General features: G+C 68.5%; 26 protein-coding genes. 9 read left to right on the forward strand and 17 right to left on the reverse strand.

Annotated features, from left to right (window positions below; translation table 11 throughout):
* Nucleotides 1–640: phytoene desaturase family protein (locus tag AC14A7_RS10260; RefSeq protein WP_484008687.1), on the forward strand; the 640-nt coding region annotated here is incomplete at its 5' end.
* Here AC14A7_RS10260 and AC14A7_RS10265 read toward each other — a convergent pair.
* The 3 genes from AC14A7_RS10265 to AC14A7_RS10275 are packed head-to-tail and all read right to left on the reverse strand — an operon-like array spanning nucleotide 637 to nucleotide 1,937.
* Entirely contained in the window at nucleotides 637–1,005 is a 369-nt protein-coding gene (locus AC14A7_RS10265; protein WP_484008689.1) for a hypothetical protein, read from the reverse strand. The genes AC14A7_RS10260 and AC14A7_RS10265 overlap by 4 nt on opposite strands.
* A 14-nt stretch (nucleotides 1,006–1,019) precedes the next feature.
* Complete coding sequence (locus tag AC14A7_RS10270; RefSeq protein ID WP_484008691.1) at nucleotides 1,020–1,376, reverse strand: DoxX family protein; 357 nt, start codon at nucleotides 1,374–1,376, stop codon at nucleotides 1,020–1,022.
* Nucleotides 1,377–1,388: 12 nt separating this feature from the next.
* Nucleotides 1,389–1,937, reverse strand: a complete 549-nt coding sequence (locus AC14A7_RS10275) for an acyl-CoA thioesterase (protein ID WP_484008693.1) — start codon at nucleotides 1,935–1,937, stop codon at nucleotides 1,389–1,391.
* Between the two features lie 544 nt (nucleotides 1,938–2,481).
* On the opposite strand from AC14A7_RS10275, the gene AC14A7_RS10280 reads away from it, so the two are divergent.
* Nucleotides 2,482–4,500, forward strand: a complete 2,019-nt coding sequence (locus AC14A7_RS10280; RefSeq protein ID WP_484008732.1) for a glycosyltransferase family 2 protein — start codon at nucleotides 2,482–2,484, stop codon at nucleotides 4,498–4,500.
* A 5-nt stretch (nucleotides 4,501–4,505) separates the two neighbouring features.
* Complete coding sequence (locus tag AC14A7_RS10285) at nucleotides 4,506–6,062, forward strand: chitinase (protein WP_484008695.1); 1,557 nt, start codon at nucleotides 4,506–4,508, stop codon at nucleotides 6,060–6,062.
* 6 nt (nucleotides 6,063–6,068) lie between these two features.
* Here the strand turns inward: AC14A7_RS10285 and AC14A7_RS10290 are convergent, their stop codons facing one another.
* Nucleotides 6,069–6,992 (reverse strand): DNA-3-methyladenine glycosylase family protein, encoded by a 924-nt coding sequence (locus AC14A7_RS10290; RefSeq protein WP_484008697.1) that lies wholly within the window; start codon nucleotides 6,990–6,992, stop codon nucleotides 6,069–6,071.
* Nucleotides 6,993–7,042: 50 nt separating this feature from the next.
* Between AC14A7_RS10290 and AC14A7_RS10295 the strand changes: the two genes are divergently transcribed.
* Nucleotides 7,043–7,801: an endo alpha-1,4 polygalactosaminidase gene (locus AC14A7_RS10295; protein ID WP_484008698.1), complete on the forward strand. Its 759-nt coding sequence runs from the start codon at nucleotides 7,043–7,045 to the stop codon at nucleotides 7,799–7,801.
* Nucleotides 7,802–7,912: 111 nt separating this feature from the next.
* Nucleotides 7,913–8,791, forward strand: a complete 879-nt coding sequence (trhO, locus tag AC14A7_RS10300; protein ID WP_484008700.1) for an oxygen-dependent tRNA uridine(34) hydroxylase TrhO — start codon at nucleotides 7,913–7,915, stop codon at nucleotides 8,789–8,791.
* A 19-nt stretch (nucleotides 8,792–8,810) separates the two neighbouring features.
* Here trhO and AC14A7_RS10305 read toward each other — a convergent pair whose 3' ends face one another.
* Nucleotides 8,811–9,098: a hypothetical protein gene (locus AC14A7_RS10305; protein WP_484008702.1), complete on the reverse strand. Its 288-nt coding sequence runs from the start codon at nucleotides 9,096–9,098 to the stop codon at nucleotides 8,811–8,813.
* Between the two features lie 144 nt (nucleotides 9,099–9,242).
* Complete coding sequence (locus tag AC14A7_RS10310; RefSeq protein ID WP_484008704.1) at nucleotides 9,243–9,548, reverse strand: hypothetical protein; 306 nt, start codon at nucleotides 9,546–9,548, stop codon at nucleotides 9,243–9,245.
* Between the two features lie 103 nt (nucleotides 9,549–9,651).
* Here AC14A7_RS10310 and AC14A7_RS10315 point away from each other — a divergent pair, with 103 nt between their 5' ends.
* Both AC14A7_RS10315 and AC14A7_RS10320 read left to right on the forward strand, forming a co-directional pair.
* A complete protein-coding gene (locus tag AC14A7_RS10315) occupies nucleotides 9,652–10,680 on the forward strand; it encodes a 6-phosphofructokinase (protein ID WP_484008706.1) in 1,029 nt (342 codons plus the stop codon).
* 24 nt (nucleotides 10,681–10,704) lie between these two features.
* Nucleotides 10,705–11,106, forward strand: a complete 402-nt coding sequence (locus AC14A7_RS10320; RefSeq protein WP_484008708.1) for a DUF1304 domain-containing protein — start codon at nucleotides 10,705–10,707, stop codon at nucleotides 11,104–11,106.
* A gap of 52 nt (nucleotides 11,107–11,158) precedes the next feature.
* Here AC14A7_RS10320 and AC14A7_RS10325 read toward each other — a convergent pair whose 3' ends face one another.
* The 9 genes from AC14A7_RS10325 to hemQ form a co-directional block, all read right to left on the reverse strand.
* Nucleotides 11,159–11,935 (reverse strand): uroporphyrinogen-III synthase, encoded by a 777-nt coding sequence (locus tag AC14A7_RS10325; RefSeq protein WP_484008710.1) that lies wholly within the window; start codon nucleotides 11,933–11,935, stop codon nucleotides 11,159–11,161.
* A 63-nt stretch (nucleotides 11,936–11,998) separates the two neighbouring features.
* Complete coding sequence (locus tag AC14A7_RS10330) at nucleotides 11,999–12,220, reverse strand: DUF3618 domain-containing protein (RefSeq protein WP_484008712.1); 222 nt, start codon at nucleotides 12,218–12,220, stop codon at nucleotides 11,999–12,001.
* A gap of 33 nt (nucleotides 12,221–12,253) precedes the next feature.
* A complete protein-coding gene (locus tag AC14A7_RS10335; RefSeq protein ID WP_484008714.1) occupies nucleotides 12,254–12,643 on the reverse strand; it encodes a phage holin family protein in 390 nt (129 codons plus the stop codon).
* Nucleotides 12,644–12,648: 5 nt separating this feature from the next.
* Complete coding sequence (locus tag AC14A7_RS10340; protein ID WP_484008716.1) at nucleotides 12,649–12,954, reverse strand: YtxH domain-containing protein; 306 nt, start codon at nucleotides 12,952–12,954, stop codon at nucleotides 12,649–12,651.
* Between the two features lie 86 nt (nucleotides 12,955–13,040).
* Nucleotides 13,041–14,345, reverse strand: coding sequence for a glutamate-1-semialdehyde 2,1-aminomutase (gene hemL, locus AC14A7_RS10345; protein ID WP_484008718.1), 1,305 nt, complete (start codon nucleotides 14,343–14,345; stop codon nucleotides 13,041–13,043).
* Entirely contained in the window at nucleotides 14,342–15,268 is a 927-nt protein-coding gene (gene hemB / locus AC14A7_RS10350; protein WP_484008734.1) for a porphobilinogen synthase, read from the reverse strand. The genes hemL and hemB overlap by 4 nt, the downstream gene beginning before the upstream one ends.
* A 35-nt stretch (nucleotides 15,269–15,303) precedes the next feature.
* Nucleotides 15,304–16,218: a hydroxymethylbilane synthase gene (gene hemC / locus AC14A7_RS10355; RefSeq protein ID WP_484008720.1), complete on the reverse strand. Its 915-nt coding sequence runs from the start codon at nucleotides 16,216–16,218 to the stop codon at nucleotides 15,304–15,306.
* Nucleotides 16,215–17,390 carry a ferrochelatase gene (locus AC14A7_RS10360; protein WP_484008736.1) on the reverse strand — a complete coding sequence of 392 codons (1,176 nt, stop codon included), beginning with the start codon at nucleotides 17,388–17,390 and terminating at the stop codon, nucleotides 16,215–16,217. The genes hemC and AC14A7_RS10360 overlap by 4 nt, the downstream gene beginning before the upstream one ends.
* Before the next feature lie 2 nt (nucleotides 17,391–17,392).
* On the reverse strand, nucleotides 17,393–18,070 hold the full coding sequence (gene hemQ / locus AC14A7_RS10365; RefSeq protein WP_484008722.1) for a hydrogen peroxide-dependent heme synthase: 678 nt from the start codon (nucleotides 18,068–18,070) through the stop codon (nucleotides 17,393–17,395).
* A 48-nt stretch (nucleotides 18,071–18,118) separates the two neighbouring features.
* Between hemQ and AC14A7_RS10370 the strand changes: the two genes are divergently transcribed.
* Nucleotides 18,119–18,613, forward strand: coding sequence for a GNAT family N-acetyltransferase (locus AC14A7_RS10370; RefSeq protein ID WP_484008724.1), 495 nt, complete (start codon nucleotides 18,119–18,121; stop codon nucleotides 18,611–18,613).
* On the opposite strand, the gene AC14A7_RS10375 is transcribed toward AC14A7_RS10370, so the two are convergent.
* Nucleotides 18,610–19,869 carry a protoporphyrinogen/coproporphyrinogen oxidase gene (locus tag AC14A7_RS10375; protein WP_484008726.1) on the reverse strand — a complete coding sequence of 420 codons (1,260 nt, stop codon included), beginning with the start codon at nucleotides 19,867–19,869 and terminating at the stop codon, nucleotides 18,610–18,612. The genes AC14A7_RS10370 and AC14A7_RS10375 overlap by 4 nt on opposite strands.
* Nucleotides 19,866–20,921: a uroporphyrinogen decarboxylase gene (hemE, locus tag AC14A7_RS10380; protein ID WP_484008728.1), complete on the reverse strand. Its 1,056-nt coding sequence runs from the start codon at nucleotides 20,919–20,921 to the stop codon at nucleotides 19,866–19,868. Before hemE ends, AC14A7_RS10375 begins: the two co-directional genes overlap by 4 nt.
* Nucleotides 20,922–20,939: 18 nt before the next feature.
* On the opposite strand from hemE, the gene AC14A7_RS10385 reads away from it, so the two are divergent.
* Nucleotides 20,940–21,784: glutamyl-tRNA reductase (locus AC14A7_RS10385; RefSeq protein ID WP_484008730.1), on the forward strand; the 845-nt coding region annotated here is incomplete at its 3' end.

Raw genomic sequence — 21,784 nt, forward strand, 5'->3', positions numbered from 1 at the left:
GCCCAAGCCCGAGGGCGCCCAGCTCAAGATCAACATGCTGCTCTCGCGCCTGCCGCGCGTGCCCGGGACCACTCCGGAGGACGCGTTCACCGGCACCTTCCACGTCAACGAGGGCTACGAGCAGCTCGAGCGCGCCCGCGCGCAGGCCGCCTCGGGCGCGCTGCCCGACGTCGTGCCGTGCGAGATCTACTGCCACTCGCTCACCGACCCGAGCATTCTCTCGCCAGAGCTGCAGGCGAGCGGCGCGCAGACGCTCACCGTCTTCGGCCTGCACGTGCCCGACCGCTTCGACCCGGATGCCACCGCCCTCGAGCGCGCGGTGCTCGCTTCCCTCGACTCCGTGCTGGCCGAGCCCATCGCACCACTGCTGCTCACGGATGCCGCCGGTCGCCCCACAATCGAGACCAAGACCACGCGCGACATCGAGGCTGCGCTCGGCATGCCCGGCGGCAACATCTTCCACGGGCCGCTCAGTTGGCCCTTCGCAGAGGACGGCGCGTCTTTCGCGACCTCCGCCGCGCGGTGGGGCGTCGCGACCGCGCACCCCCGAATCCTGCTCTGCGGCTCCGGAGCCCAGCGCGGCGGAGCGGTCAGCGGATTGGGTGGACACAACGCCGCGATGGCGGTGCTGGAGGGCTAGGACTTCGGTTTCGATGTATTCACGCGATCGATGAATTCCGCGTAGATGGGTGAGCCGTTTATCGCGAAATGCCGCCGAAGACCCATGTGACTGTCTTCGAACTCTGCATCCGCCGACTCAGTAACCCAGTGCACGTCCGCTCCAGCGAGGAATGTCTGCATCGCCCCACTCGCGTGGTCGACAAAGAACTCATCTTCTTCTGTGGAGCGCACGGGAGGCCGAAAGAATGCCTGCCAGTAAGCGAGGCTCGGGTCTCGATCTTCCGTTGCGAGGTGCAGGAAGATGAGGCAGCCCTCCGCCTCGCCCGCACGGCATCGCCCGATGCGTCCAGTGCTGGGCCACGTGCCCGGATCGAGAACCACCATGAGCCACCGGTGGCCTAGGCCACCCACCACCCAACACCAACGAACAGCGCGAGCAGGATGATGACGACGTTCGGAACCACCGTCTCCTTGCGCCGCACGTGCGTGGCGATCGCACCGACCTGCAGCGCGACGATCGCGAAGGCCGCGACAGACGTGAGCACGGGAAGGATGCCGGTGACCCTCGGCAGGATCACCCCAAGCGCCCCGAGCACCTCGGCCGCACCGATCGCCTTGAGCTGCCCTGCGGAGAAGTCGCTCGCCCACGGCTGCAGCGTCACGAGCTTCTCCTTCGGCCGAACGAGCTTGAAGATGCCGGCGCCAAGGTTGACGTTCGCGAGGATGACGGTGGCGATCCAGAGGGCGATTTCCATAGTGGCGCCAGCCTATGACCACACCGACGGCGCCTCCGCACGCGTCGCCGGCAGCAGCACGTCGTCCGACCAGCGGGCCAGCCACGCGGGCAGCTGGCGCTCTGTCATGTCGACCCCGAGGGCATCCGCTACCTCTCCTATAGGAACGGTGCCGCCGCTCTTTTTGAGGAAGCGACCGCGCATGAACGCCTGGGCGTAGATCTCGCCGCCGATGACGAAACGCTGCTCGACGAAGACGCCCTTCGCGTCGTAGCCGGCGATGCGGGTCTCGACGTCGAAGCGCTGCCACGGCTGCAGTGACTTGCGGTAGGAGATGGTCTGGTTGCTGACCACCGGGTAGTAGCCGAGCTCGCGAAGGCGAGCCCAGGCGCCGGCCCTGATCATGAGGTCCATGCGGCCGAGATCCATGATCGAGAGGTACACGCCGTTGTTCATGTGGCCGAGCACGTCGAGATCGGTTGGCAGCACGTGAAACGGCGTTCGACCGACATCGTGCATGCCGAGCCTGGACGCACGGCGCGAGCGGATGAGCTGAGCCAGGGTGCGAAAGAAGAGGTTCACCCGGCAAGGCTAGCGACGCCCCCGAAACGCGCCCCAGATCCTGTGTGTTTGCATAGAGATTCGCTCATTTCGACCGATCGGTCTACTGGGTTTCCGCCAAAAGTTGCCATATTTGTCGCGGCAAAAAACGTAATGATTCGTCACGTAGCCCCATTTTGGGGGTAGCTCTCCCAGAGACCCCAAACCTGCAAGAGCGTAGGTTTGAACCTGGATAGCCTCCCGAAGCGATCACCCGAGATTGCTGGCCGTCCAACCCGAAGGATTTGCCGTGCCCCCACACGATTCGTTTACCCCTGCCCGCCGCCGCCGCCAGCTCGGCGCAGAGCGGTCAACCACGCCCCTGCCGACCGTGCACGCGAAGCCGAGCGACTTCCAGATCGCCATCGGCCCTGTCGCGATTGTGGCGACCATCGCCTTCTGGGCGATCTACGTGCTGTACACGATCATCCGCCAGTTCGTGAACTACGGCGGCGAGAGCTTCCGGTTCACCGTCGAGGCGATCTCCTACGTCGTCGTCGTCACCTTCCTCTCCTTCTCCGCGCTCATGTACCTGCTCGCCAGACAGGGCGCGATGCTCGCCTTCCGCGAGCACTCCCGGGTGCCGCGCGCAGAGCTCGACCGCCACTTCGCCGGCAACCAGTCGACCATGACGGTGCTCGTGCCTTCCTATGCAGAGGAGCCGGAGGTCATCCGCGCAACGCTCTGGTCGGCCGCACTGCAGGAGTACCCGTCGATGCGCGTCGTGCTGCTGCTCGACGACCCGCCCACGCCGACCAACCCGGCGATCAAGGCGAAGCTCGAGGCCTCGCGGGCCATCAGCCATCAGATCGCGGATGCCCTCGCCGAACCACGCGCCCGCTTCACCAGCGCGCGCCTCAACTTCGAACTCGAGTCGATCACAGAGCAGGAGCCAGACATCGAGGCGGCGCGACAGCTCGCCTTCGAGTACTACTGGGCCACCGACTGGCTCGAGACCATGGCAGAGAACGAGAGGCTCGAGGACCACGTCGACGAGTTCTTCGTCAGCCAGGTGCTGCGCGGCCTCGCCGGCGAGCTGTCGGAGATCGGCGACGCCCTCACCGCCGCGGCCGACGCCGGCGAGACCCCCTCGACGAGCCGCATGGTCGAGCTCTACCGCCGCCTTGCCTGGACCTTCGACGCCGAGATGGCGACCTTCGAGCGCAAGGCCTACGCCTCGCTCTCGCACGAGGCCAACAAGGCGATGAACCTCAACTCCTACATCGGCCTCATGGGCGGTCGCTATAACGAGGAGCGCACCGGAGCCGGCACCATCCTTCGACCGGTGCCGCTGCCAGAGGCTGCCGACATCGTCATCCCCGACTCGACCTACGTGCTCACGCTCGACGCCGACTCGATCCTGCTTCGCGACTACTGCCTTCGCCTCGTCTACCTGCTCGAGCAGCCGCAGAACGCCCGCGTCGCGGTCACCCAGACGCCGTACTCCTCGTTCCGCGGAGCCGGCACCCGCATCGAGCGCCTCGCTGGCGCGACGACCGACATCCAGCACATCCTGCACCAGGGCATGTCGTACTACGGCGCCTCGTTCTGGGTCGGCGCCAACGCCGTCATCCGCAAGAAGGCGCTAGAGGACATCGTCGAGACCGAGTGGGTCAACGGCTTCGAGGTCAAGCGCTTCGTGCAGGACCGCACGGTCATCGAGGACACCGAGTCGAGCATCGACCTCGGCACGCACGGCTGGACGATCAAGAACTACCCGGAGCGCCTGAGCTACAGCGCAACCCCGCCAGACTTCGGCTCGCTCATCGTGCAGCGCCGCCGCTGGGCCAACGGCGGGCTGCTGATCCTGCCGAAGTTCATCCGCCAGGTGCGCGAGCGCCGTGCCCGCGGCGAGCGCGTCTCTGCCGCAGAGATCGCCCTGCGCGTGAACTACATGGCCTCGATCGCCTGGGCGAGCGTCGGCCTCATCTTCCTGCTCGCCTACCCCTACGACTCCCGCCTGCTCAGCGTCGTCGTGCTGTTCGCCGCCGTTCCCTACTTCCTGTCGATGGGCGCAGACCTGCGTGCAACCGGCTACCGGTTCAGCGACATCCTCAGCATCTACGGCTTCAACCTCGTGCTGCTGCCGGTCAACATGGCCGGCGTCATCAAGTCGGTCGAGCAGTCGATCACCATGCGCAAGATCCCGTTCTCTCGCACCCCGAAGGTGAAGAACCGCACCGCTGCTCCGTGGCTCTACGTCGTCGTTCCGTGGCTCATCGTCGTCTTCTCCGTGCTCACCTTCGCCCGCGACTACAGCGTCGGCAACTGGGGCAACGCGGCGTTCGCGGCCTTCAACGCCACCCTCGCCCTCTGGGCGATCGTCTCCTACATCGGCGTGTGGCACTCCATCGTCGACATCTGGCTCGGCCTGACCGCCTGGCTCTGGGTCGACGTCACCCCGAAGGCGTCGAAGGATGCCGCGGCCACCCCCACGAAGCCAGAACTCGACTGGCGCTCCGTTCTCTACCACGGTGAGACGGATCCGACGGCGCGCGCCCCCCGCGTCGTCGAGACCGACGTGCTCACCCCCACCTCCCACTAGGACTCATGACCTCCGCTCCCGCAGTCAAGACCCGACGCCTCTCGAAGCTCCGCGTCACCATCGCCATCCTTGTCGTCGGCGGCCTCGTCGCCGGCGGCGTGTTCTGGGCGCGCACCACCGCCCAGACCGTCGCGGCCGAACCGCTCTCCGCGTGGTTCGCCGGCTACGTGGATGTCACCAACACGCCATCCTTCGCGTTCGAGGCTCCCGCAGACGAGGCGGGCAGCAATGTCGTGCTCTCGTTCATCGTGGCGGACCCCGACGAGCCGTGCGCCCCGAGCTGGGGCGGCTACTACTCGATGGACGAGGCGGCCTCCACGCTCGACCTCGACCGCCGCATCGCGCGACTCGAGCAGCAGGGCGGCGAGGCGATCGTCTCGTTCGGCGGCCTCGCCAACGACGAGCTCGCGGTCGCCTGCACCAACGGCACCGAGCTGCAGAAGGCCTACGCCTCGGTCATCGACCGCTACAACCTCTCGACGATCGACCTCGACCTCGAGGGCCCCGGTCTTGCACCGGCCGCTGCAGAGCGCCGCGCCGAGGCCATCGCCGCGCTGCAGAAGAAGAGCGAGACGCCTCTGGCCGTGTGGGTGACGCTGCCGGTGACGCCAGCCGGGCTCTCGACAGAGGGAACGGATGCCGTTGCAACGCTGCTCGCTGCCGGCGTCGACCTCGCGGGCGTGAATGCGATGACCATGGACTACGGCGACAGCAAGGACGCCGACCAGTCGATGCTCGAGGCCGCGACAGAGGCCATGGAGTCGACGCACCGCCAGCTCGGCGTCCTGTACAAGAACGCCGACATCGACCTCACCGACGCGACCCTGTGGTCGAAGCTCGGCGCAACGCCGATGATCGGCCAGAACGACGTGCGCGGCGAGGTCTTCACCATGGACGACGCCGTCGGCCTCAACGCCTTCGCCACGAAGAAGGGCATGTCTCGCCTGTCGATGTGGTCGCTCAACCGCGACGCCACCTGCGGCTCGAGCTATGCAGACCTCACGCGTGTCTCCAACGCCTGCAGCGGCATCGACCAGGGCGACCAGCGCTTCTCGACGCTGCTCGGCAGCAAGCTCGTCGGAGCACCTCAGGCGAACGCGGCGACCGAGACGGAGAACGAGGAGTTGCCAGCCGAGGAGGAGGACGACCCGGCCACCAGCCCCTACGCGATCTGGAACGAGGGCTCGACCTACCTCGAGGGCACCAAGGTCGTCTGGCACCGCAACGTCTACCAGGCCAAGTGGTGGACCCGCGGCGACCTGCCAGACGACGCCGTGCTCGACGAGTTCGAGACGCCGTGGGAGTACATCGGCCCGGTGCTGCCGGGCGAGAAGCCCGTCGAGATTCCGACCCTCCCGGTCGGCACCTACCCGGAGTGGGATGGCGACACCGTCTACACCGCCGGCCAGCGCATCATGCTCGGCGAGCTCACCTTCGAGGCCAAGTGGTGGACCCAGGGCGACAGCCCGGAGGCCAGCACGACGAACCCCGACGACTCCGCGTGGATCGCCCTGACCGAGGCGCAGATCCGCGCGACGCTCGACGAGCTCGCGGAGGGCTAGCCGCGCTCAGTGCCCGCGGTGGTCCTGGATGGTCATGCGGGGGCCGAACCGCGGCTTGCGGAATCCGCTCGCATAGATCAGGCGCACCACGCGGTGTCGGTGACCCCGGAACGGCTCGAGGAGCTCTAGCATCCCGTCGTCGTCCACCGGCGTGCCGATCAGCGCCCAGCCGACCGCAGCGGCGAGGTGGTAGTCGCCGACGCTCGGGGAGTCGGGGTCGCCGTGCGCGCGCTGCATGGTCTCGGCGGCCGTCCACACGCCGACGCCGACAAGGGAGGTGAGGCGGCGCTCCACCTCCGCGCCGCCGCGGCCGAGGGCGAGCGTTCGCTCGATGGATGCCGCTACCGCCGACACCCGCATGATCGTCGCCGACCGCTGCGGACCGACGCCAGCCCGGTGCCAGTCCCAGCTGGGAACCTGTTTCCACGTCTCCGCGCTCGGGAACACCCGCATGCCCTCCGGCGCCGGACCAGGCGCGACCTCGCCGTACTTCGCGAGCAGCCAGCGCCATGCGCGCCGGGCCTCCTCGCCCGTCACCTTCTGCTCGAGGATGGCCGGCAGTAGCGCCTCGTAGACGAGCTGCGTGCGGGTGAGCCGGATTCCGGGCGCCCGTCGCCACGCCTCGGCCAGCGCCGGCTGCGTGGCAAGGTCGAGTCCGCTCCAGTCGTCACCGGCACCGCACAGCTCTGGCACCGCCTCTATCGCCCAGCCGGAGCCGGGGCCCCACGCCCGTGCCTCGACCGCGCTGCCGCGCTGGGCGAGCAGCAGGGTTGCCGCGCCCTGCGGGGTGCGCATGGTGCGCCAGGTGCCGCGGTCGTCCGTGCGCATCGTCGGGTCGAAGGTGCCGCGCCGCAGAGGGCTGAGGGTGTGCCGCAGGTCGACCGGATGGCTCGGCGCGTAGGTCGTGTGCACCGCCTCCGCCGTCTCCATGCGCCAACCCTACGTCGCGGCTCCGACGCCTGCCCGCCTAGGCTCGAGTCATGCGGTGGGCGGTGCTGGGGCTGGTGGTGCTCACGCTGTCGGGGTGCGCTGCCAGTATCCAGCCGCTTCCCACCGCGGGCAGGCTCGACTACCAGCTGGGCGGCGCATCCGAGCCGCGCGATGGGGTCACCGTCGTCGCCCGCGACCGCACCGATGAACCAGCCGCTGGCATCTACTCGATCTGCTACATCAACGGCTTCCAGACCCAGCCGGGCGAGCAGGGCGACTGGCCGGACGACCTGCTGCTGCACGTCGACGGTGAGCCGCTCGTCGATCCCGGCTGGCCAGACGAGGTGATCCTCGACACCTCGACCGCGGCGAAACGCACCCGCATCGCCGCCACCGTCGGCGACTGGATAGCGGGTTGCGCCGACGACGGATTCCGTGCTGTCGAATTCGACAACCTCGACACATACTCCCGCTCCGATGGGCAGCTCACGATCGACGACAACCTCGCCCTCGCCGCACTGCTGGTCGAACGCGCCCACCGCGAGGGCCTGGCGGCTGGCCAGAAGAACTCGCTGGAGCTCGGCACTCGCGGTCGTGACGAGGCCGGATTCAACTTCGCCGTCGTCGAGGAGTGCCACGAGTTCGAGGAGTGTGCAGCATTCGCCGAGATCTGGGGCGATCGCTGGGTCGACGTCGAGTACGCAGAGAGCGACGACCTCTGCGCAGACCCGCACCTGCCCACCCTGACGGTGGTGCGCGATCGCGACCTCACGCCGGGCGGCCCGACCACGGACTGCAGCGCGCGCTAGCCCCGCCGCTCTGCGGGATATTCAGGATGGGGCGGCATCCGAGCCCATCTGCGGCCGGGCTCGCGCCCCGGCCTGATTCTTGTGACGCGGCGGGCGATCTAGGCTCGACAGGTGGCCGTCTTCAAGATCCTGCTCTACTACGCGTTCACCCCGCTCGCCGACCCGGACGCGGTGCGTCTGTGGCAGCGCGACCTGTGCCGCGGCCTCGGACTCACCGGTCGCATCCTCATCTCGAAGGACGGCATCAACGGCACCGTCGGCGGCGAGATCGCGAGCATCAAGAAGTACATCCGCGCGACGCGCGACTACCCCGCCTTCCACGACATCGACTTCAAGTGGAGCGAGGGCACGGGGCACGACTTTCCCCGGCTGAGCGTGCGGGTGCGTGAGGAGATCGTGAGCTTCGGCGCGCCTGGCGAGCTGCGGGTGGATGCGGCCGGAGTCGTCGGCGGCGGCACCAAGCTGAGCCCAGAGCAGCTGCACGAGCTCGTCGAGACCACCGACGTCACGTTCTTCGACGGCCGCAACCCGATCGAGGCAGCCATCGGGCGGTTCGAGGGAGCCGTGGTTCCCGACGTCGACTCGACCCGCGACTTCGTGGCTGAGCTCGAGAGTGGCAAGTACGACCATCTCAAGAACGAGCCGGTGGTGACCTACTGCACGGGCGGCATCCGGTGCGAGGTGCTCAGCTCGCTCATGGTGAACCGCGGGTTCACCGAGGTCTACCAGCTCGACGGCGGCATTGTGCGATACGGAGAGAGGTTCGGAGACGAGGGGCTCTGGAAGGGCTCGCTCTACGTCTTCGACGACCGGATGTCAGTGGACTTCAGCGAGAACGCCGCGGTCATCGGCGAGTGCCACCGCTGCGGCACGGCGACCAAGCGGGTGCAGAACTGCGTGGATCCGAGCTGCCGGGTGCAGCTCGTCACCTGCGAGGGCTGTGCTGCCACAGCGGAACGGATCCACTGCGGGCAGCACAGCCTCGCGTAGTGCGTGCTAAGCCGAGGGCCTAGTAGCTGTAGGAGGTGCCGGCACCGCTGAACGCAGCGAGGATCGCCGCACCCGACAGCGCGAAGATCAGCACGTAGATGACGGTGAAGACGATGCCGAGGATGATCGCGACCGTTGCCGGGGTGTTCGGCACGCCAGCGGCCTTCGACTGGTTGCGGGCGACGATGCCGAGGATCAGGCCGACGACCGAGAAGAAGAAGGCGACGATGAGTGCGACGATGCCGAGGGTCTTGCCCGGAACGACGGGAGCGGCAGCGGGGGTAGGTGCGGGGGCTGGGGTGGTCATAAGACTCCTAGTTGTGGGGTTGAGATGATACCGGTGAGACCTTATCGACATACCGGCCCGGCGACAATGCCTGTGACGCGGCGTGGCGCGCAAAGGAGCTGTGCCCGACTGCGGGCACAGCTCCTGTAAATCTGCGTGCTGGTATTAGCCGCAGGTGATCGTGACGCCCTCAGCGGTCTCGTGAACGCCCTGGCCGAGCTCTGCACACTGGGCGGCGAGAGCGCCGAAGCCAGCGCCGACCGAGGCGAAGATGACGATGTAGAGAACGGTGAAGATGAGGCCGAGAACGATGGCCGCCGTGGCGGGGGTGTTCTTCAGGCCGGCCTTCTTCGACTGCGACTTGGCGACGAGGCCGAGGATGAACCCGATGAGGGGCGCGAGGAAGGCGAGGATGAGTGCGACGATACCGAGGGTCTTGCCGGGTGCTGCTGCGGGTGCTGCAGTGGTCATTGGGGCTCCTATGAGTTCGGGTGCGAAGGCCGCACGCATCAGACTGTAGCGATTGCGCACCCGCCCGACAACGATGCTCTCGGCGATGCGCCATTATTGACACATGAAGATCGGCATCCTCACGAGCGGCGGCGACGCGCCCGGACTCAACGCTGTCATCCGCGGAATCGTCTACTCCGGCATCCAGACGGGCAAGTGCGATGAGTTCATCGGCTTCCGCAACGGCTGGAAGGGCGTCGTCGAGAACGACGTCATGCCGATCACGCGCCACGACATCAAGGGCATCCACAAGCTCGGCGGCACCATCCTCGGCACCTCGCGCACCAACCCATTCGAGGGCGCGGGCGGGGTCGACCGCATCAACGAGGTCATGGCAGACAACGAGCTCGACGCGATCATCGCGATTGGCGGCGAGGGAACGCTTGCCGCCGCCAAGAGGCTGACGGATGCCGGAATCCCGATCGTGGGAGTGCCGAAGACCGTAGACAACGACCTCGACGCCACGGACTACACGTTCGGCTTCGACACCGCCGTCGGCATCGCCGTCGACGCCATGGACCGCCTGCGCACCACCGGAGACGCCCACGACCGCTGCATGATCGCCGAGGTCATGGGCCGCCACGTCGGATGGATCGCGCTGCACTCTGGAATGGCGGCCGGCGCGCACGCCATCCTCATCCCAGAGCAGAAGACCAGCATCGAGCAGATCCTCGAGTGGGTCACCTCTGCGCACGACCGCGGACGCGCTCCCCTCGTGGTCGTGGCCGAGGGCTTCGCCCTCGACGTCATGACAGACGTGCACAGCGAGCGCGGCCTCGACGCGTTCGGGCGCCCTCGCCTCGGCGGCATCGGCGAGCTGCTCGCCCCCATCATCGAGGAGCGCACCGGCATCGAGACCCGCGCGACCACCCTTGGTCACATCCAGCGCGGCGGCACGCCGTCGGCGTTCGACCGCGTGCTCGCGACGCGCCTTGGCATGGCGGCGCTCGACCTCGCCCTCGCCGGCCGCTGGGGTCACATGGTCGCCCTGCGCGGCACCGACATCGTGACGGTGCCGTTCGAGGAGGCCCTCGGCAAGCTCAAGACCGTTCCTCAGGCGCGGTACGACGAGGCCAAGATCCTCTTCGGCTAGAGCAGCCCGTGCCACACTTGGCACATGAATAGCGCGCTGCTGGTTGCCGGGGCTGTCTTCGTTGGCCTTGCGGCCCTCATCCACGTCTACATCTTCTACCTGGAGTCGATCGCCTGGTCGAAGCCGAAGACGTGGAAGACCTTCGGCCTGCGTTCGCAGGCCGAGGCGGACACGGTTCGCCCGATGGCCTTCAACCAGGGCTACTACAACGCGTTTCTTGCAGCCGGAATCGTCGTCGGGCTGATCCTGCTGTTCACCCCCGCGACGCAGCAGGCTGGCTTCGCCCTCGTTCTCTTCGCCGCCGGCAGCATGGTGCTCGCGGCGACCGTGCTCATCACCTCGAGCCCCACTCTCGCTCGCGCTGCGGTGCTGCAGGGCGCCGCACCCCTCACCGGTGTCGTGCTGCTGGTGCTCGCCGCCGTCTAGGGCGCTCGGCTACCGCCCCGGCCGTGCCGGACCCGTCGTTAGAAAGGTGGCGCTAGGCGCGGGCAGCGAAGTCGACGAGAGCCTCGACGAGGGAGTCGGCAGAGCGCGACTCCGCGATGGTGTGCACGGTGAGGCCGGCACCGCGGGCGTCGAAGGCCGTGCGCGGGCCGATGCAGGCGACGACCGTTCCGTCGGGCAGGGGCGCGAGCTGGGCGGCGATCTGGCGGGCGACCGAGCCCGAGGTCACGAGAATGGCGCGCACCTTGCCGCTGGCCACATCATCCTTGATCTGATCGGATACCGGAACGCCGACGGTGCGGTATGCCGCGACATACTCGACATCCATGCCGAGGTCGGCGAGTCCGGCGACAATCGTTGGCTCCGCGATGTCGGAGTGCGGGATGAGCACACGGCCGGACCCGCCACCGCCCGTCTTGGCACTGACCGGCCACTCCTTCACCAGGCCGCGCGCCGAGTTGTCGTTGACCGGCACGTAGTCGACCGCGTAGCCGGCGAGGGTGAGGGCCGCAGCGGTCGTCTCACCGACGGCCGCGATCTGCGTGGTCGGCGGAATCGAGGTGCCCTGGCTCACCAGCACGTCGACGGTGGTCGCACTCGTGATGACGAGCCAGTTGAACCGGCCATCCGAGAGCCGGCCGAGGGCGTCGCTCAAGGCCTCCGCGTTGTCGGCGCTGGCGAAGTTGATGAGGGGCGCGATGACAGGGATGGCGCCATAGCCGCGAAGCGTTGCCGCGACCCCGTCGCCCCACTTGCCACCGCGGGGAACGAGCACACGCCAGCCAGCGAGCGGCTTGGCTGGCGGGTTCATACGCTTATCTTCCCCTGCGACGCCCGACCAAGCGAATCGGGCGCCGAGTAGACGCTCGACGAGCTAGTCGTCGTCGCTGAGGATCGCCCAGGCAACGAGTCCTGCGACGACGATCGCGGCAGCGGTTGCACCGATAATCCACGGCACGGGGTTCGCCTCGTACGACGACTTGGTGCGCTGGACGAGGGCGCTCGTCTGCTTCTTGACGTTGAGCTTGTCTTCGATGGCGTCGAGGGTTCCCTCGAGCTTGGCGCGGGTGGCGCTGATGTCGGATTCGATCGACATGGTGAATCTCACTTTCCGTTTGATATTGACGAGCTAGTTGCCGGTGATGACCGCGACGTCTTTCTTGACGCTGTCAACGGTCTTGGCCGGGTCGCCCTTCTTGAACTGGGCGAGGCCGATGAATGCGAAGGCGGCCGCGATGAGCAGCAGCACTCCGGCAACGATGAGCGCAGCCGCCCACGTCGGCAGAACCGTCGCAAGGCCGAACACTGCGGCGATCAGCAGCATGACCACCATGAGCACGAGGAAGAACGCGGCAGCCGCGAACAACCCTGCGCCGATGGCGACGCCCTTGACCTTCTTCGTGAGCTCCTGCTTGAAGCTCTCGAGCTCATCGCGGAACAACTGCACGATGAGCGTCGGCACATCACCGATGAGCCGAAAGAGGCCTTTTCGTTCCTTGCCGGTATATGGCTCGGACATGGCGCCTACTTAGCGGTCGAGGCCGGCTTGCTGGACGTCGACGTCGTGCGCGCAGCCGGCTTCTTGGCCGGGGTCACTTTGCCGGAGACCTGCGAGACGACCTTCTTGGCTGTGTCGCTGACGAACTCGGCGACCTCTGGTGCCTTGTCTTTCGCGAAGTCCTGAGCCTGGTGAACGGGCTTCTGCACCCGAGGATCATTCCAGAGCTTGCTTGCCGTGCTCTTGATCTCTTCGTACCGCTCACGACCAGCGCGCGTTCCAAGTACGTAGCCGACCGCTAGTCCGGTCAGGAGGAGGATCTTGCCTTTCATGGGGAAATCTCCGTTCGTATGCCGCTGTTTGCATCCACGTTACTGGGGTCGCCCTGAATCCTGCCTGATAGCTGGCAGATCATCAGCTAGGCGCTAGCTGTAGCCGCGGCAGCGGCCTTTGCTGCAGAAGGCAGGGCGTCGAGGATGCGACCGATCGCATCCTCGTCCATCGCCGCCGACACGAACCAGGCTTCGAACACCGACGGCGGAAGGGACACCCCCGCATCGAGCATCGCGTGGAAGAACGGCGGATACCGGAAGGCCTGCTGCGCCTTGACGCTGGCGTAGTCGAGCGGCGCGCTGCCCGCGAAAACGAAGGAGAACAGGTTGCCCGCCTGCTGGACGACGTGTTCGACGCCCTCTGCGTCGAAGGCCTCCTTCGTCTTGTTCGCGATGAGCTGTGCCGTCTCGTCGAGGTGCGAGTAGACGGCTGGTGTCGCGAGGCGAAGGGTCGTGAGCCCCGCGGCGACCGCGACCGGATTGCCGCTGAGCGTGCCCGCCTGGTACACCGGGCCGAGGGGGGCCAGCAGCTCCATGATGCGCTGCGATCCGCCGATGGCTGCCAGCGGCAGCCCGCCGCCGACGACCTTGCCGAAGGTGACGAGGTCGGGGGTCCAGGGGGTGAAGCGGTTCTCGATGCCCCACCAGCCGCCCTCGCCGACCCGGAAGCCCGTGAGCACCTCGTCGAGGATGACGAGAGCTCCGTGCTCATGCGCGATGCGGGCGACGCCGGCGTTGAAGCCGGGCAGGGGTGGCACGACCCCCATGTTCGCGGCGGCGGCCTCGAGGATGATGCCCGCGATCTCTGAACCGCGCGCCGCGAAGACGGCCTCCACGGCATCCAGGTCGTTGTATGGGATCACGAGGGTCTGCCCTGCGGTCTCTGCCGTGACCCCGGCCGAGCCGGGCATCGCGAGCGTTGCGAGCCCGGAGCCCGCCTCAGCCAGCAGCCCGTCGGAGTGGCCGTGGTAGTGGCCGGCGAACTTCACCAGCAGCGGCCGCCCGGTCGCGCCGCGGGCGAGCCGGATGGCGGTCATGGTCGCTTCCGTGCCGGTCGACACGAGGCGAACCCTCTCGATCGCGGGAACCCGCGACAGGATGAGCTCGGCCAGGTCGGTCTCGCCCGGAGTGCTCGCACCGAAGCCGAGGCCGCGGGCCGCGGCGGCCTGCACCGCCTCGATCACCGACGGGTTGGCGTGCCCGAGAATTGCGGGGCCCCACGAGTTGACGAGGTCGACGTAGTCGCGGCCTTCGACATCGGTGACGTAGGCGCCGCTGGCCGACACGAAGAACCGGGGCGTGCCGCCCACCGAGCCGAAGGCCCGAACCGGCGAGTTGACGCCACCCGGGATGGCGGCGCGGGCGCGATCGAACTCGGAGGCGTTGGTCACGTCAGAGCCTTCGCGAGCTCGACGGCGAAGTAGGTGAGCACGGCGTCGGCGCCGGCACGTCGGATGCCGGTGACGCTCTCGAGGATGACGCGCTCCCGGTCGATCCAGCCGATGGCGGCGGCCGCCTCGATCATCGCGTACTCGCCACTGACCTGGTAGGCCCACACGGGAACGGAGCTGACCGCCGCGACGTCGGAGAGCACGTCGAGGTAGCTGCCAGCCGGCTTGACCATGACGATGTCTGCGCCCTCGTCGATGTCGATGAGCGCCTCGCGCACCCCCTCGCGGCGGTTCGCCGGATCCTGCTGGTAGGTGCGACGGTTGCCCTGCAGCGACGACTGCACGGCCTCGCGGAACGGCCCGTAGAAGGCAGAGGCGTACTTGGCGGAGTAGGCGAGGATCGCGGTGTCGACGTGGCCGGCATCCTCGAGGGCCTCGCGCACGGCGGCGACCTGGCCGTCCATCATGCCGCTGAGGCCGAGCAGCTGCGATCCAGCCTCCGCCTGCGCAATGGCCATGTCGCGGTAGCGCGCAAGGGTGGCGTCGTTGTCGACCCGGCCCGTGGAGTCGAGAACCCCGCAGTGGCCGTGGTCGGTGAACTCGTCGAGGCAGAGGTCGGTCTGCACCAGCAGGGCACCCCCGGCCTCCTCGACCGCGATGCGGGTTGCGACGTTGAGGATGCCGTCGGGGTCGGTCGCGCCGGTGCCGGTCGCATCCTTCGCCGTCGGCACCCCGAACAGCATCACGCCCCCAATGCCAGCCTCGGCCGCCTCGGCGATCGCGGCACGGAACGAGTCGAGCGAATGCTGAACGACACCGGGCATGGATGAGATGGCGCGGGGCTCCGACAGCCCCTCGCCGACGAACATGGGAAGCACCAGCTCTGCCGGGTGCACCCGGGTCTCTGCGACCATGCGCCGCATGGCCTCGCTCGAGCGCAGGCGACGGGGGCGGTCGATCACTTCGATTCCCCCAACGGGGCGAGCGAGCTCGCGCCGAGCGCGATGAGCTCTGCCGCGACCCGGCCAGCCACGTCAGCGGCGGGGTTCGGGGTGTCGTCGAGATAGAGGGCGTGCGAGCTGGTGATCTTCTCCGACCCGTCGGGCGAGTAGACCCGCGCGTCGAGGAAGAGCATGCCGTCATCGGTGAAGGCGCGGGCGGCGATCGGGGCCGCGCAGCCCGCCTCGAGGATCGCGAGCACAGCGCGCTCCGCCTCCACCATCGTGCGGGTCGGCTTGTGGTCGAGCGCGGCGACGAGCTTCTCATCGCCGACGCGCACCTCGAGCGCGAGCGCGCCCTGGCCGGGTGCGGTTGGCCAGCCGTCGAGACTGAGCAGCTCGGTGGCCTCGTCGAGGCGGCCGAGCCGCTCGAGACCGGCCGCAGCCAGCACCACCGCGTCGAGCTCCCCGCTGGCAACCTTGCCGAGGCGGGTGTCGACGTTGCCGCGGATGTCTACCACCGTGAGATCCGGTCGCCGTGAGAGCAGCTGGGCAGCGCGCCGGGGTGAGCCGGTGCCGACCCGTGCGCCTGATGGCAGGGTGTCGAGGGTGAGGGCGTCGCGGGCGATGAGCGCGTCGCGGGCATCCGCGCGCTTGGGCACCGCGCCGATGGAGAGGCCGGCGTGGGGCCCGGTCGGCAGGTCTTTGAGGGAGTGAACGACGACATCGCACTCGCCTGCGAGCAACGCCTCGCGCAGGGCGCTGGCGAAGACGCCGGTGCCGCCGATCTCGCTGAGCGACTCGGTGGAGGTGTCGCCGTGCGTGGTGACCGTGATGATCTCGATCTCGGCCCCGCGAGCGGTGAGGGCGTTGGCGATTGTCTGGGTCTGGGCGAGCGCGAGGGCAGAGCCGCGCGTGCCGATCCTGACGGTCACGGCTTGACCCCCGCGAGCGCCGGCTTGAAGCCGAGGCGCACGTTCTCGCAGCACCCGGGGCGGCAGGTGTCGTACCAGGGCCCGAGCTCGGTGAGCGACGGGCGCTCCTCTGTCGGGGTGCCGTTGACGCGCTCCATGACGAGGTCGATCAGGCCGCTGACGTATGCCTCATGGATGCCGGGGGTCGGCACGCGAACAGCGAACGCACCCAGCTCTTGCGCCGTCTCCATCGCCTCGGTGTCGAGATCCCACTTGACCTCCATATGGTCGGAGACGAAGCCGAGCGGCACGATGACGAAGGCCTCGGCCCCGGCGGCAGAGAGGTCGGTCATCGCGTCGGAGATGTCGGGCTCGAGCCACGGCTGCGTCGGTGGGCCGGAGCGCGACTGGTAGACGAGGCTCCACGCGATCCCGGGGTGGTCGCGCATGACCACCTCCGCGACCGCAAGGTGCTGCTGCTGGTAGGCGTTGCCGTCGGGGCCGCTGCGTTCGGCATCCGCTGTCGGAATGCTGTGGGTGCTGAACAGCACGTGCGCCTTCTCCGGCGCGATGCCCTCGGCCGCGACCTGCGATAGCCCGTCGCGCACCCCGTCGATGAATGGCTGCACGAAGCCGGGGTGGTCGAAGAACTGGCGGATCTTGTCGATCTGGATCACGTCGCGAAGCCCGGTCTCATCGAGCGCCATCGCGTAGTCCTCCCGGTACTGGCGGCAGCTCGAGTAGGAGGAGTACGCCGAGGTTCCCACGGCGATGAGCTTGGTGAAGCCGCGCTCGTTGGCCTCGGTGATGGCGTCGCGCAGGTATGGATCCCAGTTGCGGTTGCCCCACAGCACGGGAAGGTCGATGCCACGTCGGGCCAGCTCGGCCTCGAGCGCGGCCTTGAGCTCGCGGTTCTGCTGGTTGATGGGGCTCACGCCGCCGAAGGCACGGTAGTGGTGCGAGACCTCCTCGAGGCGCTCATCGGGGATGCCGCGGCCGCGCGTGACGTTCCTCAGGAACGGGATGACGTCATCCTGCCCCTCCGGCCCGCCGAAGCTGGCAAGCAGGATCGCGTCGTACGCGACCGGCTCCGTCACGTGCTCCGCACCCGCGGCGGCCTGCGCCGAGGCGGCGTTGTCTACTGGCGGGTTGAGTAGGCCGCCCGCGGCCGTATCGAAACCCCCGTTCGAGATGCTCACGACAGCACCTCCTCGATCTCGCTGACCTGGATGCGGCGACCCGTGTAGAACGGCACCTCGCCGCGCACGTGCATGCGCGCCTCGGTCGCGCGCAGCGACCGCATCATGTCGACGAGGTCGGTGAGCGAGTCGGACTCCATCGGCAGGATCCACTCGTAGTCGCCGAGGGCAAAGGCGGCGACCGTGTTCGCGACGACGCTCGAGTAGGCAGCGCCCTTGCGGCCGTGGTCGGCGAGCATGCGCTTGCGGTCGTCCTCCTCGAGCAGGTACCAGTCGTAGGAGCGGTCGAAGGGGTAGACGACGAGCCAGTCGCGGGCGTGCTCGCCGCGGAGGAAGCCGGGCACGTGCGAGCGGTTGAACTCTGCGTCGCGGTGCACGCCCATGGCGCTCCAGGTTGGGATGAGGGAGGAGATGAGCTTGTTGCGGCGCAGCTCGCGCAGCGCCCACTGCAGCTTCTCCGGCGGAGCCCCGTGCAGCCAGATCATGAGGTCGGCGTCGGCGCGAAGCCCCGACACGTCGTAGAAGCCGCGGATGACGACACCCTCAGCCTCGACCCGGTCGACGGCGATCTGCAGATCGCCTGGCGTGATGTTCTGCTGCGAGTTGCGGCGAAGCACCGCCCAGAGGGCGTAACCGGCGTCGGGGGTTTCGGTGCTGGGAGGTGCGTCAGTCATACATCCATTCTCCCCCGTCTGGGCTGGGAGCACTCCTACGCTGGAGTCATGGAGCCGTTCAGCGTTCGAGCCACCACCGAGCACGACTGGCAGGCTGTTCGCGAGCTGCGGCTCGAGATGCTCGCCGACACCCCGCTCGCCTTCGGCGAGCTCCTCGAGACCGCAGAAGCGCACACCGAGGTCATCTGGCGTCAGCGCGGCGCCCGCGGCACCAACCCTCTGTCCTGCGCCTTCGCGGCCATCACCGCCAGCGGTCGGTGGGTCGGCACCATGGGCGGCGTCGTCGAGAACGGAGCGCCCCTGCTGGTCGGTGTCTACGTCTCGCCCGACTACCGCGGCGACGGCGGCCCCGCCGACGAGCTGCTCACGACGGTCGAGCAGTGGTCGTTCGCGCGCAACGAGCGGCTCGCGCTGCGCGTGCACTCGCAGAACCACCGAGCTCGGGCGTACTACGCGAAGCGCGGGTTCGTTGAGACCGGGCTCACCCTGCCCTACGTGCTCGACCGCACCCAGACCGAGCTAGAGATGGTGAAGTCGCTCTAGTCGCCGAGCAGCCGCGCCGCGGTTGCCTCTGCGTGCGCGACGACGGCCGCGAGGCCGGTGCCTCCGGCGGCCTCGCCGACGGCCGAGATGCCTTCCGGTGCCTCCGACTCTGGAATGGGCCGGCTCCACTCCACCGATGCGAAATCGACGACGCTGGATGCCGGAAGGTCGACGCCGAGGAGCGCCGCGGCATCCGCTCTGGCCACGGCTGCAAGCTCGTCGGGGCCGGAGCCGTCGTAGGAGAGTCGGATGACGTGTCTGCCACCCGTGCGCTCCGCCAGCCACGGCCACTTCGCCGTCGAATGGGTGAGGGCTCGCGCGTGGATGCCCGGCGCGTTGTCGGCGACCAGCACGCCGGTGCCGCGCGGGGCGGCATCCAGGTGCGTTGCGGCATCCGAGCCAGCATCGACGACGAGGGTTGCGATCGTGATGGGGCGTCGCTGGTTGGTCTCGAGCACGCCGGCCGCAGCGACGACGACATCGCCGCGAATGGTGCGGCGGCCGACCCTGGCCGACCCCGGCACCACGGAGCTCACGCGCGCTCCGAGCTCGAGGGTCACGTCGAGACGCTCGAGATCGGCGAGCAGCTCGATGACGATGCGGTGCACCCCACCGCGGATGCCGGCGATCGACGACCCGGCCGATGCGTTCTCGCGCAGCAGACGCACCCCGTGCGCGAGCGAGCCCTCGCTGCGCATGGCTGCCCGCACGAACGACGCGACACGATCGACGTCGAGCTCGTCGGGGTGGGCGGAGTGCACCCCGCGCACCACCGGCGTCACGAGCCGCTCGAGCAGGCCAGAGCCCATGCGCCGCCGCACCAGCTCGCCGAGCGACGGCGAGGTGAGCGCGTAGTTCGCGGGAAGCAGCACATCGAGCTGCGCGCGAAGCGCGGCACGAAGGCCGACCACGGCGATCACGTCGGCGGCAAGCGGAACCGCGGGGATGCCGAGCACGCTCGTCGCAGGAAGCGGCACCGCACCGCCAGCCACGCGCTGCAACCACGCGGGAGAGTCGAGTGGAGCCACGATGTCTGGGCCGAGGCCGAGACCCGTGGCCAGCGCCTCGACCGTTCCGCCCCGCGTGGCGAAGCTCTCGGCTCCCGAGTCGAGGATGATGCCGCCGACCGTGTGGCTGGCGGCGATTCCGCCGAAGCGGTCGCCCGCCTCCAGCACCGTCACGGCAGCACCGCCCATGGCGAGTCGCCGCGCCGTCACGAGCCCGGCGACACCGCCGCCGACGACGACGTAGCTCACAGCGAGTGCACCAGCTCGACGATTCGCGTGAGCACCTCGGGGTCGGTCTGCGGCGGAACACCGTGGCCGAGGTTGACGACGTGGGCGGGAGCATCGCGCCCGCGGTCGACGACGTCGCGAACGTGCGACTCGAGGGTCTTCCACGGCGCGGAGAGCAGGGCGGGATCGATGTTGCCCTGCAGCGGCACCGTGCCTCCAAGGCGACGGGATGCCTCATCGAGCGGAATGCGCCAGTCGACTCCCATGACGTCGGCCCCGATCGCGTGCATGGCGTGCAGCACCTCGCCGCTGCCGACGCCGAAGTGCACCTTCGGCACGTCGAGGCCACGCAGCGCAGACAGAGCGCGTTTCGAGTGCGGGGCGACGCGGCGCACGTAGTCTCGTTCGCTCAGCGAGCCGACCCAGGAGTCGAACAGCTGCGCGGCCGACGCACCGGCGAGCACCTGCGCCTTGAGGAACTCGCCCGTGACATCGGCGCACCAGTTGAGAAGGGCAGCCCACGACTGCGGGTCGGAGTACATCATCGTGCGGGCGCGCAACTGGTCTTTCGACGGACCGCCCTCGACGAGGTAGGAGGCGAGGGTGAAGGGTGCTCCGGCGAAGCCGATGAGCGGGGTGGTGCCGAGCGCGGCGACGGTCATGGCGACGGCGTCGCTGATGGGCTTAAGGGAGGCGGGGTCGATCGGGCGGAGCGCCGCGACATCCGATGCCGTTCTGATCGGATGCTCGAACACGGGCCCGCGATTCGGCACGATCTCGACAGAGAGCCCGGCGAGCTTGAGCGGAACCACGATGTCGCTGAAGAAGATCGCGGCATCCACCCCGTGGCGGCGCACCGGCTGCAGCGTGATCTCGCTCGCGAGCTCTGGCGTGAGGCACACGTCGAGCATGGCGTTGCCAACGCGCAGCTCGCGGTACTCCGGCAGAGATCGGCCGGCCTGGCGCATGAACCACACCGGGGTCGTCTCCGGTCGGTCACCCCGGTAGGCGCGAATGAGGCGGGAGTCGGAGGTTGCTCCCGTGGTCAGCGGATGAGCGGATGGCAGGGGCACCCGGTTAACATTAGTAACGTGCTCCTCTGTCTCTCGGCCAATCACCTGAACGCCGACTTCGACCTGCTCGAGAGACTGTCGCTTGGCGCCGCCTCAGCCTCCGATGCGCTCGTCGAGCAGGGAGACATCGTCGCCGGAGCCGTCGTGCTCGCAACCTGCAACCGCTTCGAGGCATACCTCGACATCGACGAGCCACTCACGGCCGCCCGCTCGGTCGCCGTCGAGGCCACCTTCGAAGCCCTGGCCGCCGCGAGCGGGGTCGACACGGATGCCCTGCGCGCGTCGATCACGGTCTACACCGACGACGACGTGGCCGGCCATCTCTTCGCCGTCACCTCTGGACTCGAGTCGGTCGTCATCGGCGAGGACGAGATCTCTGGCCAGGTCGCCCGCGCCCTCATCGCCGCGCGCGCCGCCGGCACGAGCAGCTCGAACCTCGAGCGCCTGTTCCAGCGTGCAGCCCGCACGTCCAAGGGCGTTCGCAACGCCACCGCCCTCGGGGCGACCAAGCGCTCCCTCGTCGGCGTCGCACTCGAGATGGCGTCGAGCCGCATCCCCGACTGGAGCGAGCAGCGCGTGCTCGTCGTCGGCTCCGGCCGCTACGCCGCGACGACGATGACCGCCCTTCGCTCTCGCGGCGCCACAGATCTTCGCGCGTTCTCCCCCTCCGGCACGGGAGCGGCTTTCGCCCTCCGTCACGCAGCGCACCTCGAGCACTCCCTCGCCGACGCCATCGATGACGCGGATGTCGTGATCACCGCAACGACGCGCCTCGCGGTCACGCCCGCTCACTTCGCAACCGCGCGCCGCCGCATCGTCATCGACCTCGGCCTGCCGCGCAACGTCGACCCGGCCGTCGGCTC

Source organism: Conyzicola sp., assembly GCF_057073975.1.